Consider the following 12581-nt stretch of genomic DNA (forward strand, 5'->3'; position numbering starts at 1 on the left):
GCAGCAGGCAGGGTGACGCCGCGCCGGGTCGACGGAGTGCACAGAGGACGGCGAGGGAGGTGAGCCGTCGGTGCGCTGCGGCTGCGGCTGCGCCTCAAGGCGTAGCCGCATCCACCTGTGGATGCACGTTGTCGATGGGGAGTCCGGTCTGTGGGCTCACGCGCTCGTCGGGCTGCGAAATCTAGCTTGGGAGTCGTCCAGCTCCCACCCTCGACGAGGAATCCAATGATCGAAGCTCACGCGCTCACCAAGCGCTACGGAGACAAGACCGCCGTCGCCGATCTCAGCTTCACCGTACGGCCCGGCGCCGTCACCGGCTTCCTCGGGCCGAACGGCGCCGGGAAGTCCACCACGATGCGGATGATCCTCGGCCTGGACGCCCCGACCGCGGGTCACGTCACGGTCAACGGAAAGCACTACGCCGCGCACCGGGCACCGCTGCACGAGGTCGGCGCGATGCTGGAGGCACGCTCGGTCCACACCGGCCGTTCGGCGTTCCATCACCTGCTCTCCCTGGCGGCCACCACGGGCATACCCCGTAGCCGGGTGGAGGAGGTCATCGACATCGTGGGCCTGCGGGAGGCGGCCGGCAGGCGGGCCGGCGGCTTCTCGCTGGGCATGGGCCAGCGGCTCGGCATCGCGAGCGCCCTGCTCGGCGACCCGGCAACCCTGGTCCTGGACGAGCCGGTGAACGGCCTCGACCCCGAGGGCATCCTGTGGATCCGCAACCTCCTCAAGAGGCTGGCAGCCGAGGGCCGCACGGTGCTGGTCTCCTCGCATCTGATGAGTGAGATGGCGCTGACTGCCGAGCATCTCGTCGTGGTGGGGCGGGGGCGGCTGATCGCGGACACCTCGGTCGAGGAGTTCACGCGGAAGGCGGCGCGCAATTCGGTGCACGTGCACACCGGTGAGACGGACCGGCTGCGTGCCTTGCTGGCAGGTCCGGATGTGGTCGTCACCTCGCAGGAGCGCGGGGCGCTGGAAGTGACCGGCCTGAGCGGCGAGCGGATCGGCCGGATCGCCGCCGACAACGGGATCGCTCTCGCCGAACTGACGCCAAGGCGGGCGTCGTTGGAGGAGGCGTTCATGGAACTCACCCGCGACGCCGTCGAGTACGCGGCTGCCCGGCCCGTTCCGGTGGGCGCGGCCGACCGGAACGGAACCGGAGGACGTGCGGCATGAGCACCGATGTCCTCCCCCGTCCCCGGGCCGCACACGGCCATGTGACGCAGGCCCGGGTTCTGATTTCGGAATGGGTCAAACTCCGCTCCGTGCGCTCGACGTTCTTGACGCTGTTCGCCGCGACGATTGCGATGACCGGTCTGGGGCCTCTCTTCGCGTCCGTCACCGCCGGCCGCTGGCCGGACCTGACCGCGGCCGAGCGGGCAGCCTACGAACCGGCCGCACTGAGCCTGGTCGGCTACTACCTGGCCCAACTCGCAGTCGGCGTACTGGGTGTTCTCGTGATCACGGGCGAGTACTCGACCGGAATGATCCGTGCCACGCTCTCCGCGGTGCCGCGCCGTCTTCCGGTCCTGTGGGCCAAGGCCGCCGTGTACGGAACGGTGGTCTGGGTCCTGATGACTGCCGCGTCCCTGGCGGCCTTCCTGGTCAGCCAGGACCTGCTCGAATCCACGGGCATCGGGGCCTCACTGGGCGATCCCGGTGTCGCCCGTGTCGTCCTCGGCAACGGTCTGTATCTGACGATGCTGGGGTTGCTGAGCGTCGGCATCGGCGCGCTGATCCGCAATACGGCGGGCGGCACGACCACCGTCTTCGCCATGCTGCTGGTCGTGCCGGAAGTCGTCAGGACTCTCCCGGCCACCTGGGCCGAGAGCATCGGCAAGTACCTGCCGAACAACGCCGGACGCTCCGTCGCCGTCCTTGATCCGGGGCCCGCTTCGCTGGCCCCGTGGACCGGCTTCGCGGTCTTGTGCCTGTACGCGGCCGTGGCGCTCGCCGCAGCCGCCGTGGCGCTGAAACGGCGGGACGCGTGATGAAGGTGGCAATACCGCCCGTACAGTCGCGGGGCGCCCTGACCGGATGTCTTCCGCTGCTGCGGGCGCGTGCCCGGCTGTCGCCGACGGCGGTGGACGCGCTGCTGGTTGCCGTGCTCTTCGTCCCGGCCGCCGTCGTCATCCGCGACGACCTCAGCGACCATCCATGGTTCCTGGCCCTCCAGGCGGGGCTGCTGGTTCCCTTGGTGTGGCGTCGGCGGGCGCCGCTGGCAGTGTTCGGTGCGGTGGCCACCACGGCATTCGTCCAGTGGCTCGCCGACGTTCAACTCTCGGCTGACGTAGCGCTGTTGATCGCCCTCTACACGGTGGCCGCGTACTGCGACCGGCGCCGCACATTGCTGGCCGGTGCCGTTCTCGAACTGGGCATCGTGTTGAACTCCCTGAGCTGGGCGCCCGAGGACGGAGTCGTCGGCGACATCATCAGCCTCACCGCCATGGCCGTCGCCGCCGCCGTCATCGGTACGAGCGCCCGGACCAGGCGCGCCTACCTCGCGTCCGTGGAGAACCGAGCCGTACGTCTGGAGCGCGAACGCGACCAGCGGGCCCGGCTCGCGGTCGCGGACGAACGGGCCCGTATCGCCCGCGAGATGCACGACATCGTCAGCCACAACCTGTCCGTGATGGTCGCGCTCGCCGACGGCGCGGTCTTCGCCCAGTTCCGCTCCCCCGATACGACGACCGCCGCCATGCGGCAGATCTCCGGTACGGGACGGCAAGCCCTCACCGACATGCGGCGGTTCCTCGGAGTCCTGCGGGCGGACGAACCGGACGCCCTGCGGCATCCGATGCCCGGCATCGCGCAGTTGGAGTCCCTCGCCGATCAGGTGCGCGCCGCCGGACTGCCGACCCGCCTCGATCAGACGGGCGATCCGTCTCCCGTCTCCGCCGCCGCGCAGCTCACCGTCTACCGCCTCGTGCAGGAGGCGTTGACCAACACTCTCCAGCACACACCGGTAGGCACTCGCGCCGAAGTCCGGGTCCGGTGCTCCGCAGAGGCGGTCGCCGTCGAGGTCACCGACGACGGCACCTGCACCGACCGCACCGCCCCGCACCCCGGCGACCCAGGATCCGGGCACGGGATACCCGGCATGAGGGAGCGCGCGGCCGCGTACGGGGCGACGTTGGAGGCGGGCCCTCTCCCGCATGGCGGTGGTTGGCGGGTGTCGGCCCGCCTCGGCCTCGGCACGACGCCCGGCCTCGGCACGACGGGAGGCGGCACCGCGTGACGATCCGCATCCTGCTCGCCGATGACGAACCGCTGCTGCGCATGGCGTTCACGATGGTGCTGGAGGCACAGCCGGACATGGAACCGGTCGGCGAGGCCGGTGACGGCGCCGAAGCCGTACGCCTGGCACGGCAGTTGAACCCCGATGTCGTGCTGATGGACGTACGCATGCCCGGCACCGACGGAATCGAGGCGACAGCACGCATCACCCGGGACTGCCGACAGGCCCGGGTGCTCATCCTCACCACCTTCGACCTCGACGAACACGCCTTCACGGGGCTCAAGTCCGGGGCATCGGGCTTCCTCCTGAAGAACGCACTGCCCGAGGAGCTGCTCGCGGCGATCCGCAGCGTCGCCGCGGGGGACGCGGTGGTCTCCCCGCGGATCACACGCCGTCTGCTGGAGAACTTCGCCCACCAACTGCCCGCCGATCGCCGCACGGTGGAGGACGACCGGCTGGAGAGGCTTACGGCACGCGAGCGCGAAGTGCTCATCGAGGTGGCGGGCGGCCTGTCGAACGTCGAGATCGCCGCCGCGCTCCACCTCGCCGAGGCCACCGTCAAGACCCATCTCAACCGGATCCTGACGAAGTTGGAGCTGCGCGACCGGGTGCAGGCCGTGGTCTTCGCCTACGAGACCCGGCTCGTCCGCCCCGTATGAGGGCGGACGGACCGCCGCGCGGTGCCGGCACTTCCTCCAGGCCCACCACCCATGGTCGCCCAGGCGCTGGGCTTCCACCACAGAACCCCTACCCGGGCGGCCCTCGACGCCGCACGCTCTGGAGCCGTCATGCAAGCATCGAGCAGCAGTAGTCACCCGGCCTCCCTTGCCGCCGCCTCTGTGAACGAGATGATCAGCGGCATAGGCATGACGCCGATCGAAGCGGTCCTGGTCGTGGGCGCACTCGCGCTGGTGTCGGCCCGCTGGCTGCCACCGCGCTTCCGGCGCCGGGCCGCCATCGGCGCCGCCGCTGTGTCGTCGGCGTCAGCGGCGGTGCTCGCGGTGGTCGGTCTTCGCTGGCAGATGGTCCCGGTGCTGGCGGCGGTCGTGGTGGTGCTGCCCTTCACGGCCCGGACGATGCTGGGGAAGCCCGGCGGTCGGCGGGTCCGCTGGTGGCTGGCCGGACCGGGTTCGGCCGCCGGCGTCCTGTCGATCGTCGCCGGCGTGGGCGCGGCGATCGCCTTCCCCGTCCCGGACTTCCCCGCGCCGACCGGCAAGTACGCGGTCGGCACCTCCGTCGTCGAGTGGACCGATTCCGATCGGCCCGAGACGTGGACGACCGATCCCGACGACGTGCGTGCGCTGCAGGCCCAGATCTGGTACCCGGCCGAGGCGAGTCCGGACGAGGTGGAGCGAGCGCGGTACATGGGCCGCTCGGAGGCCGAGGCGAACGCCGCCGCCGACGCCGAGGCGGACTACCTCGGGTTCCCCCGGTTCATCTTGGACGGCTCCGTGACGGCCCGCACCAACGCGGTGCCCGACGCCCCGGCCGCCTCCGGCAAGGAGCAATTCCCGGTGGTGCTGTTCACGCCGGGTATGGGCGTCGGGCGCACCACGAACACCGCCTGGGCCGAGGAGTTGGCCAGCCACGGCTACGTGGTCGCCGCGCTCGACCACCCCTACGACACGGCCGCGGTCGTGTTCGCCGACGGCCGGACGGTTCGCAGGGCGAAGCACAGGGTCAGCTCCGACGCCGAAGGCTACCGGTTGGGCGAGGAGTTGGCGGCGGTGAAGGCCCGCGATCTCAGTTCGGCCCTCACCCACCTCGGCCGCTTCGACAGCGGCAAGGTGAAGAGCGTCCTCGCCGGCCGGCTGGACACCGACCGCGCCGCGGTCGTCGGCATGTCGGCCGGCGTGGGCGGTGCCTTCCAAGCGGCCCGCACCGATGAGCGCTTCTCCGCGGTGATCGCCCTCGACGGCTTTCCCTACGACGGCGATCCCGGGTCGTACGACCAGCCAGTGCTGGCGCTGACCCAGAAGATCGGGCTGGAGGACAATCCCAGATATCTCCCCGCTCTGGAGCGGATGCTCAAACTCAGCACGACGACCGGCTACATGCTCACCATCCCCGGGATGACCCACCCGGCCTTCACCGACGCGCCCCTGTGGATGCCGCCGGTGCCGTCGCTGGTGGGCACCCTCGGGCGCACCGAAGGCAACCGCATCATCGCCGAGTTGACGATCGGCTTCCTCGACGCCGAGCTTCGCGGCCGGCCGGCGGACCTTCCCGGCCTCTTCGCCGAGCACGGCGAGCTGAGCGTCTACGGCGCCGGGTGAACAACGGTGGCGCAGCGGGAGCGATCCGGGCTCGTCGCCGCATCCTCGTTGTCTCGCCGGCTGCCGCCGGGCACTGAGGTGATCCGGCGGCGTCGACGTCTGCACGGCTGTTCACACGGTCACTCTGATCGCGGGTTCACCCGGCAGTTGGTGTGAAGGTAGCGGGCAGCGCCGTTCGTGAAGTCGTAGATGGCGACCGTCTGGGTGTCCTCCGACGGATCCGCCGGCGGCATCAGGAAATGCGTCTTGCTCACGGGAAGCAACTCGTATCCGATGCGGTCCGGTTTCTGGAGAAACTCTGCCTGCATCGGGTCGATGTCCAAGGTCAGGTACAGCTTTCCGCCTTCGGCTGACACCTCGTACCGTGCGCCGGGCCGCTCGTAGACGCCTTCGTATGCGGACAGGTCGAGGTTCAGCGTCACATCCGGTACGGGCAGGTCCGGGATGGTGACCGTGCCCAGGCCGGCCAGGATCTCTCGGAATACTCTGCGGTAGAAGCTCTCCCGTGGCCCGCCGTTCGTCAGCATCACTATGGCGGTGTCCGAGTCCGGCAGGAGCCGAAGCCGGGCGTTCTGGCCGATCGTGCTGCCATCGGTCGCGTAGACGGTTTCGCCGTGCCAGTCACACACGATGAGACCGAGCGCCCATTCCGGGCCGAACATGTACGGATCCGGTATGGGCACACGTGAACGCGTCATCTCTCGGACACTTTCCGCCGAGACCATTCGCCTTCCGGTTGGCGCCCTGCCTTCGTTGAGGAGGACGTGTGCCATTGCGAGCACCTCCCGGGTCGTCGAGGTGATGTTGCCGCCTGGGCCGAAGACACGCGGCAGGTAGTCCACCGGTGTGACGACGGGGCCCTCTTCCGGAGAGCGGATCAGGTGTCCGGTCGCGGCCCGGGATTCATCCACCTGCTCACGCCAACTGCTCGTGCTGGTCAGGCCCATGGGGTCGAAGAGACGATCCCGCATGAGGTCGTCCCAGCGTTTGCCGTCGTGCACCTCCAGGATCCGCGCGAGAATCGCGTAACCGAGCGCCGCGCTGTAACCGTGTGTGTGGCCCAGCGGAAAAACCTGGGGTGCGTCGGCGAGGTTCTCGACCAAGCGCTCGTAGACGTCGTCGCCTTCGCCGGGATCCCCGTAGGCTTCCTCGATGCCGTCGGTGTGGCACAGCAGGTGACGAGGGGTGACCTCGGCGCTTGCCTCGGGGTCGGCGACCGTGAAACCGGGCAGGTAGGTCCGCACCGGCTCGTCCAAGCCGACTTTGCCTTCGTCGACGAGCTGCATGAAAGCCAGCGCGGTCCAGGTCTTGGTCATGGAGCCGCACTGGTAGACGGTGTCCACGGTCGCGGGCTCCCGCGTTTCCACGTTCTTGACGCCGACCGCGAACTCGGCCGGCTTCCCCTCGCGGAGCACACCGATCGAGGCGCCCGGGATGCCGTACTCCGCCAGGAGCCCGCGGACCCGGGCCTGGATCCGCGGCACGTCGAGCGTCATCGCGGGAGACCGACCGCGTTCGCGGCATCCGCTTCGAAGTACTCCGTCGTGGCGTAGGCGCCGCCGTGCACCTCGAAGAAGTCCCGAACACCGTCGATCGAGTCGTAGGTGATGATGTTCACCGCCCTGGTCCCGTCCTTGCTCGCGACCGCCACCTTCCACTCGGCGCCCTTGGGGAGCTTGGCGTGGGCCTTCTTCAAGCCGCTCCAGAACTTGCCTTCGTCCGAGACGGTCGACATGGCCATCACATGCATCATCAGCGTTCCTCCTCTTTCCGACGAGAGAAAGCTACGTTGCGTTTCAACATGCGTCAATGAAATGACGACCCTGAAAGGGCTCTGAACAGCGCATTCGTTGCAATGACATTGTGGGTGAATGCAACTCTCCCTATCGGCCGTTGCAATGTATGTTGATGAACGCAAAAGGAGGAGGTGCGCCGGTGCCAGGAGGCAGGTTGACCCACGAGGACCGCCGGCTGATCGCGGCCTGGCTGGCCGACGGGCTCGGGTACGCCGAGATCGGACGACGACTCGGCAGGCCGACGTCCACAATCAGCCGCGAGGTGACACGCAACGGCGCGCCCAGCGCGTACCTGGCCGACCACGCGCAGGAGACCGCCCGTCACCGTGCTCGCCGGCGCAAGCCGACTCGGCCCGCCGAACCGGCGACCGACGGACAGCCGACCGAGCTGATGCGCGGCTTCGTGGACGAGTTCGCAACCCTGCTGGCCGCGACCGGCCTGCCCCGCATGACTGCCCGGGTGTTCGCCTGCCTGCTCACCGCTGACGCCGGCGGCCTGACGGCAGCAGACCTGGTACGCCGACTACAGGTCAGCCCGGCGTCGGTATCCAAGTCCATCGCCTCTCTCGAAGCCATGGAGTTGGTCCTGCGCCAGCCGGATCCCGGCGGGCGCCGCGAGCGGTACGTCATCGACGACGACGTCTGGCTCCGGGCGTGGAAGGCCGACACCGGCGCGCACGGCGAGATCGCGACCGCGGCACAGCGGGGCATCGAGATCTTCGGTGCCGACACGACCGCCGGCGCGCGGCTCGGCAAGATGGGCCGGTTCTTCGCCCTGCTCAGCGAACAGATGAGCGGCAGCACCCTTGCCGAGAGCGTCGTGTACGACGCGCTGACCGTGCTCGCCGCCCTCGTGCACGCCCGCCGACCACTCACCCTGGACGCGCTGGCTGCCGGACTCGACTGGTCACGGGACCGCGCCACCACCGCCCTGGACGCGATCCGGCATCGGCCGGCCATCGCCGATCCGCTTGCCCTGCGGGTCGTCGGGCCCGAGACCTACACCCACACCACGAGACCGGACCGCCTCAGCCCGGCACAACGCGAAGCGCTCAGGAAGTGAGCCACGCGAGTCGCACCGGCACGTCGACGTCGATGTCCGTTCGAGGACGGACCCTTGAGCCTGTCCGGCGCGCCAGGGGCATAGCCCAAGCCGTACGCAGGCAGGCCCCCGGTGCTCGGCCCCGGTTTCACAGGCGGGCTTACGCCACATCGACGCCGGCTGGGTGGGTTAGGGTGCGTCGTTTGGATCTTCGTGGGTCGGTGAGCGGCGTCCGGTGCGTCCAGATGCCAGGCGGAGGATCGCCCTCGTACTGGGCGTACTCGGGCGACTCCGACAACGCAGCAGATGGGCGGGCCGGGCGTCGCGAGCCCGCGAAGATCCAAACGACGTGCCCTAGCACGCGGAAGCTCCTGGTGGGCAGGCGATCTTGGTCGTGAACCCGCCTACCAGGAGCTTCTTCAACGTCCGGACACCTGCTCACTGTCACCGTCCGGACCGGGAATGCCTATTCCCGGGCCTGCCTCGGGTCGACCGGAATCTCCCGCGCCGTATTCTCGGCGCGCTCTTCGGCGATCGACTGCCGCCCTGCGGTCCCGCAGCAGCGGTCGTACTGCTTCCGCCAGTCCGCCATGAACGTGTCGTAGCTGGACCGGCCGACCAGCTTCAGGTCCGCCTCGTCGTTGTGCCAGACGCCGTTGCTCGTCCAGTTCGAGGAACCGACGAACACAAGCCTGGAGTTGGCGGTACCGGCGTAATTGCCGCTGACCATCATGTACTTGTCGTGCGTGTAGTGCCGGGCGTAGCCGTTCGCGTCGGTACTGCGGGTGGTGTCGTGCACGTCGATGTTCGGCCGGTTCTTGAGGTAGTTCTGCACGCTGTCATCGACCATTCCGGCGGTGAGCAGAATGTGGATCTTGACGCCGGTACGTGCCAGGCTCACCAGCTTCTTCGGCAGCTCCAGATAGTTCCGGTCGCCCGGCTCCCCGTGAGAGGTCCACTGGAACATGGCGATGTTGATCGTGGCCGGCGCCTTGATGTTGCTCAGGAAGTCGACCCAGGTGTCGCTTCTCGCGCGGGCCTTGGGCCACTGGTAGGAGGGCGGGGACAGTTTCCTGGCGGCCGTGGCGCTGGTGGAGTTGTAGTAGTCGGGCGCCAGCGGGCCCGGACCGTTGAGCGCCCCCCTGGCCATGGCGGTGAAGTAGCGGACGAAGGAGTTGTACAGGGCGACGTTGCCCTTGACCGTGGCGCTGCTGTTCCACGCGGTGCTGACCTGGGCGCCGGTGGGGTTGGCGCTGCTGACGGTCACCGTCCTGTTCGCATCGTTCCCGCCGCTGAGCATGTAGTACTTCGCGTGCAGGGAGGAACCGCCGAAGTGGGTCAGGCAGCCGCCCGGGCACAGCGCTGCGAAGCTGGAGGCTCGCGGGTCGTTGCCCAACTCGGTGACCATCGACTGCCAGATCGCGTTGTCGCTGTGGACGTCCATCAGCGCCTTGACGATGACGCCGCGCTGGTGTGCGGCGATCAGGGCGTCGGCGAATTCCGGGCCCGGATGTGCGCTGCTGATCGAGTACATGGCGACGCGGATGGTCTGCCCGCAACTGGCGCTGTTGATGGACTCGATGATCGGGCCCATGACCTTCATCTGGGCGGCCGGGTCCTCAGGGTCGTTGAAGCGCGGGCCCGGGCTGGAGGTGAAGGTCCGGTGCTCGCAACTGAGCGGGGCCTTGGCCTTCTTGACCGCGGCGTGCGCTGGAGTCAGCGACAGCACGGTGACGACCAGCGCGGTGAGCAACGTGAACGTTCGCTTCATGAGCGGCCTTTCGCCGGGCTGTTGACGATGAAGAGCCGGGCCGCCGCAACAGGACCACCGGACTTGGGGGGCTGAGGCCAGGAAGGTGGCGGATATAAGTGGAACGACAAGGAAACTCCCACGGCATCAAGTTGGTTGGCTCATGTACCAACTTGCGACATGTGAGAACTTCGAATGGTTGCAGGACGATCCGAACCGTGACATAGCACTTGCCCCTGGAAAGAGCCGCACCGCCCGCGAAGCCCGAGTCGGCCCGGAGGGGTCCCGATGTGCACGGAACTGCACGGAACTGACAGGGCACTGACGGGAGATCGAGGCGTACTTCATCCCGCCCCGCTCCGCTGCCACACTGAGCGCGGGCCGCCCCCGCCGACGTGAGGGCGGCTCCGTTCAGGTGCACCTCTCATCCTCCGTGAGCCAAAAAAAAGGGGTAACAGTGACGAAGTCTCTGCGACGGGGTCTGGCGGTCACCGCCTCGGTGACGGCGTTATTCGCCGGAACGGCTCTGGCCGGCACCGCGTCGGCCGCACCGGTGTCCGCCCGTGCCGCTTCCGCCGAGCGGGCGGCGTGTGCCGCCGGCCACCTGTGCGTATGGGAGGGCAGCGTGCTGCACGACTTCTCCGAGTGCGGGCTGTTCGACTTCCACGGGCAGGGCACCGGCACGGTCGAGAACAACATGGCCGCCGGGACGACGGCGAAGTTCTACGACGGGACCGGCACCACCCGCTGGATGATTCCCGCGGGATCGACCGGCACCGTGGACCTGGACATCGTCTTCTTCGTCCGGCCCTGTTTCTGAGCGGTTCCGCCGTCCCGGACGCCCCGCCCCCAGTGACACGATGGACCCCGTGATCGTCATGATCCGGCAAACCGGTCCCGCGGGGGCGGGGAACCGACGCGGTGCGCGATCCTCCCCGAGACGGCTGAGGCGACCATCCGCTCCGGCCGCGCCTTCCGCACCCTGTCCGGCGCCTGAGCCCGGTGCTGGGCCGCTTCGACGCGGGTGCGATGCGTCATGTTGCGGCGGCTCCCGTGCTCATCCTGAACGGCGAGAAGGACACCGCGCTGCCGGCCCGATCAGGGCCACGTGTTCGCGTAATCGTCGAAGTCGGGGCTCTGCACCGGCACCACGCAGAAGACGAGTCCCGTCGGATCTTGAAGCTGTACGCAGCCGTCCTCCTGCTCACTCAGCTTCCTGGCACCGAGTCCCTCGACACGAGCCACCTCGGCGTCCGTGTCGTCTGTCTCGATGTCGAGGTGGATGCGCGGAGGTCCTTCTTCCAGACGCTGGTGCGCCAGCACCTGTCCGGCCCCGAGCGGCGCCAGCACCGTGAACGGCGTCCCCCGCTCCGGCTGCGGCTCTCGCCCCAGCACTGCCCCCCAGAATGCGATCCCCGCCTCTGCGACATCAGGGGGAGAGTCGATCAGGACGACCTGCAAGCGGCTCCGATGCATGGAATGAGCATCGCACCCCGGGACGCACTGTGCACATCGTCTCGACGGCCCACCGGATCCCTGGTATGCCCTCTCGGCTGCCCTCCGAAGTGCCGGAGGCACTAGGGTGGACGACGCGTACTCGACCGTCATGCCGCCGACTTACGGCCAGGACCACTGGCGCAGAACTTGCAGGACCGCACCGGAGGAGCACGCGCATCTCGGGAGCCGTTGCCAGCGAGCGGCCCCTGCGGTCCCGTCCCGTGGAAACCCGGGACGACGACGTCCGATCAGGAAGCCGGCAAGAGACGAGCGATAGTGGCCAGTGAGCGCATGGCGGCAGTCTTGGCACGCATCACCTCGAACGGCGACCTGACCGAGGCGCTCGCTGACCGGGCTGCAACCGTGGCGGGTGTCAGCGGTCTCGGCGCGGTGGTGACCACCACGGCGGGAACCACCGAGAGCATCTGGTCCAGCGGGGCGACCGACTCCGCGCTGGGAACCCTTCAGTTGACGCTGGGAGAGGGCCCCTCCGTCGACGCCGCACGGCACGGCGTTCTGGTGCTCGAACCGGATCTGGCCGACATGCCGATACTCCGCTGGCCTGCCTTCGCCAGCGCGGCCGGCGAGCTCGGGGTGCGCGCGGTGTTCGCATTCCCGCTGCGGATCGGGGCGATCCGTCTCGGCGTGCTGGAGCTGCACCGTGACACGCCTGGCTCGATGAGTACGGGTCAGATCAGTGACGTCCTCGTCCTCGCCGACGTGCTGACCTCGATGCTGCTACGCCTCGGTTTTGACGGCGAGTTCGTCGTCCTGCGTACCTCAGTGCACCAGGCCACCGGGATGATCGCCGCACAGCTGGGCGTCGGCCTGGACGAGGCACTGGTCCGCCTGCGGGGCCACGCTTTCGGCAGCAACCGTTCCATCGATGAAGTCGCTGCGGACGTCGTGGCGAACCGGCTGGACTTCAACGACTGCCTTTGAGGCACCCGACCCACACACCGGCCAACGGACAAGG

General features: G+C 68.8%; 12 protein-coding genes. 8 read left to right on the plus strand and 4 right to left on the minus strand.

What is annotated here, in order from left to right; genetic code table 11:
• Positions 1-225: 225 nt before the first annotated feature.
• The 5 genes from ACFPA8_RS13735 (at position 226) to ACFPA8_RS13755 (ending at position 5520) form a co-directional block, all read left to right on the plus strand.
• On the plus strand, positions 226-1182 hold the full coding sequence (locus ACFPA8_RS13735; RefSeq protein ID WP_386447550.1) for an ATP-binding cassette domain-containing protein: 957 nt from the start codon (positions 226-228) through the stop codon (positions 1180-1182).
• Entirely contained in the window at positions 1179-1997 is an 819-nt protein-coding gene (locus tag ACFPA8_RS13740; protein WP_386447553.1) for an ABC transporter permease, read from the plus strand. The genes ACFPA8_RS13735 and ACFPA8_RS13740 overlap by 4 nt, the downstream gene beginning before the upstream one ends.
• Positions 1997-3244: a sensor histidine kinase gene (locus ACFPA8_RS13745; RefSeq protein ID WP_386447556.1), complete on the plus strand. Its 1248-nt coding sequence runs from the start codon at positions 1997-1999 to the stop codon at positions 3242-3244. Before ACFPA8_RS13740 ends, ACFPA8_RS13745 begins: the two co-directional genes overlap by 1 nt.
• Positions 3241-3903, plus strand: coding sequence for a response regulator (locus tag ACFPA8_RS13750; protein WP_386447559.1), 663 nt, complete (start codon positions 3241-3243; stop codon positions 3901-3903). The genes ACFPA8_RS13745 and ACFPA8_RS13750 overlap by 4 nt, the downstream gene beginning before the upstream one ends.
• Before the next feature lie 129 nt (positions 3904-4032).
• Positions 4033-5520 (plus strand): alpha/beta hydrolase family protein, encoded by a 1488-nt coding sequence (locus ACFPA8_RS13755; RefSeq protein WP_386447562.1) that lies wholly within the window; start codon positions 4033-4035, stop codon positions 5518-5520.
• A 119-nt stretch (positions 5521-5639) separates the two neighbouring features.
• Here the strand turns inward: ACFPA8_RS13755 and ACFPA8_RS13760 are convergent, their stop codons facing one another.
• Positions 5640-7016 (minus strand): serine hydrolase, encoded by a 1377-nt coding sequence (locus tag ACFPA8_RS13760; protein WP_386447565.1) that lies wholly within the window; start codon positions 7014-7016, stop codon positions 5640-5642.
• On the minus strand, positions 7013-7273 hold the full coding sequence (locus ACFPA8_RS13765) for a hypothetical protein (protein ID WP_386447568.1): 261 nt from the start codon (positions 7271-7273) through the stop codon (positions 7013-7015). Before ACFPA8_RS13765 ends, ACFPA8_RS13760 begins: the two co-directional genes overlap by 4 nt.
• A gap of 182 nt (positions 7274-7455) precedes the next feature.
• On the opposite strand from ACFPA8_RS13765, the gene ACFPA8_RS13770 reads away from it, so the two are divergent.
• Positions 7456-8379: a GbsR/MarR family transcriptional regulator gene (locus tag ACFPA8_RS13770; RefSeq protein WP_465270236.1), complete on the plus strand. Its 924-nt coding sequence runs from the start codon at positions 7456-7458 to the stop codon at positions 8377-8379.
• A gap of 445 nt (positions 8380-8824) precedes the next feature.
• Here ACFPA8_RS13770 and ACFPA8_RS13775 read toward each other — a convergent pair whose 3' ends face one another.
• The gene (locus ACFPA8_RS13775; protein ID WP_386447574.1) at positions 8825-10129 is read right to left on the minus strand and encodes a phospholipase D-like domain-containing protein; all 1305 of its coding nucleotides are present in this window, start codon (positions 10127-10129) and stop codon (positions 8825-8827) included.
• Positions 10130-10565: 436 nt separating this feature from the next.
• Between ACFPA8_RS13775 and ACFPA8_RS13780 the strand changes: the two genes are divergently transcribed.
• Positions 10566-10928: a hypothetical protein gene (locus tag ACFPA8_RS13780; protein WP_386447577.1), complete on the plus strand. Its 363-nt coding sequence runs from the start codon at positions 10566-10568 to the stop codon at positions 10926-10928.
• Between the two features lie 278 nt (positions 10929-11206).
• Here ACFPA8_RS13780 and ACFPA8_RS13785 read toward each other — a convergent pair whose 3' ends face one another.
• Positions 11207-11584, minus strand: a complete 378-nt coding sequence (locus ACFPA8_RS13785) for a VOC family protein (RefSeq protein ID WP_386447579.1) — start codon at positions 11582-11584, stop codon at positions 11207-11209.
• Between the two features lie 312 nt (positions 11585-11896).
• On the opposite strand from ACFPA8_RS13785, the gene ACFPA8_RS13790 reads away from it, so the two are divergent.
• Entirely contained in the window at positions 11897-12547 is a 651-nt protein-coding gene (locus ACFPA8_RS13790; protein ID WP_386447582.1) for an ANTAR domain-containing protein, read from the plus strand.
• The last annotated feature ends 34 nt before the right edge of the window (positions 12548-12581 follow it).

Source organism: Streptomyces ovatisporus, from assembly GCF_042653885.1.
GTDB lineage: Bacteria > Actinomycetota > Actinomycetes > Streptomycetales > Streptomycetaceae > Streptomyces > Streptomyces ovatisporus.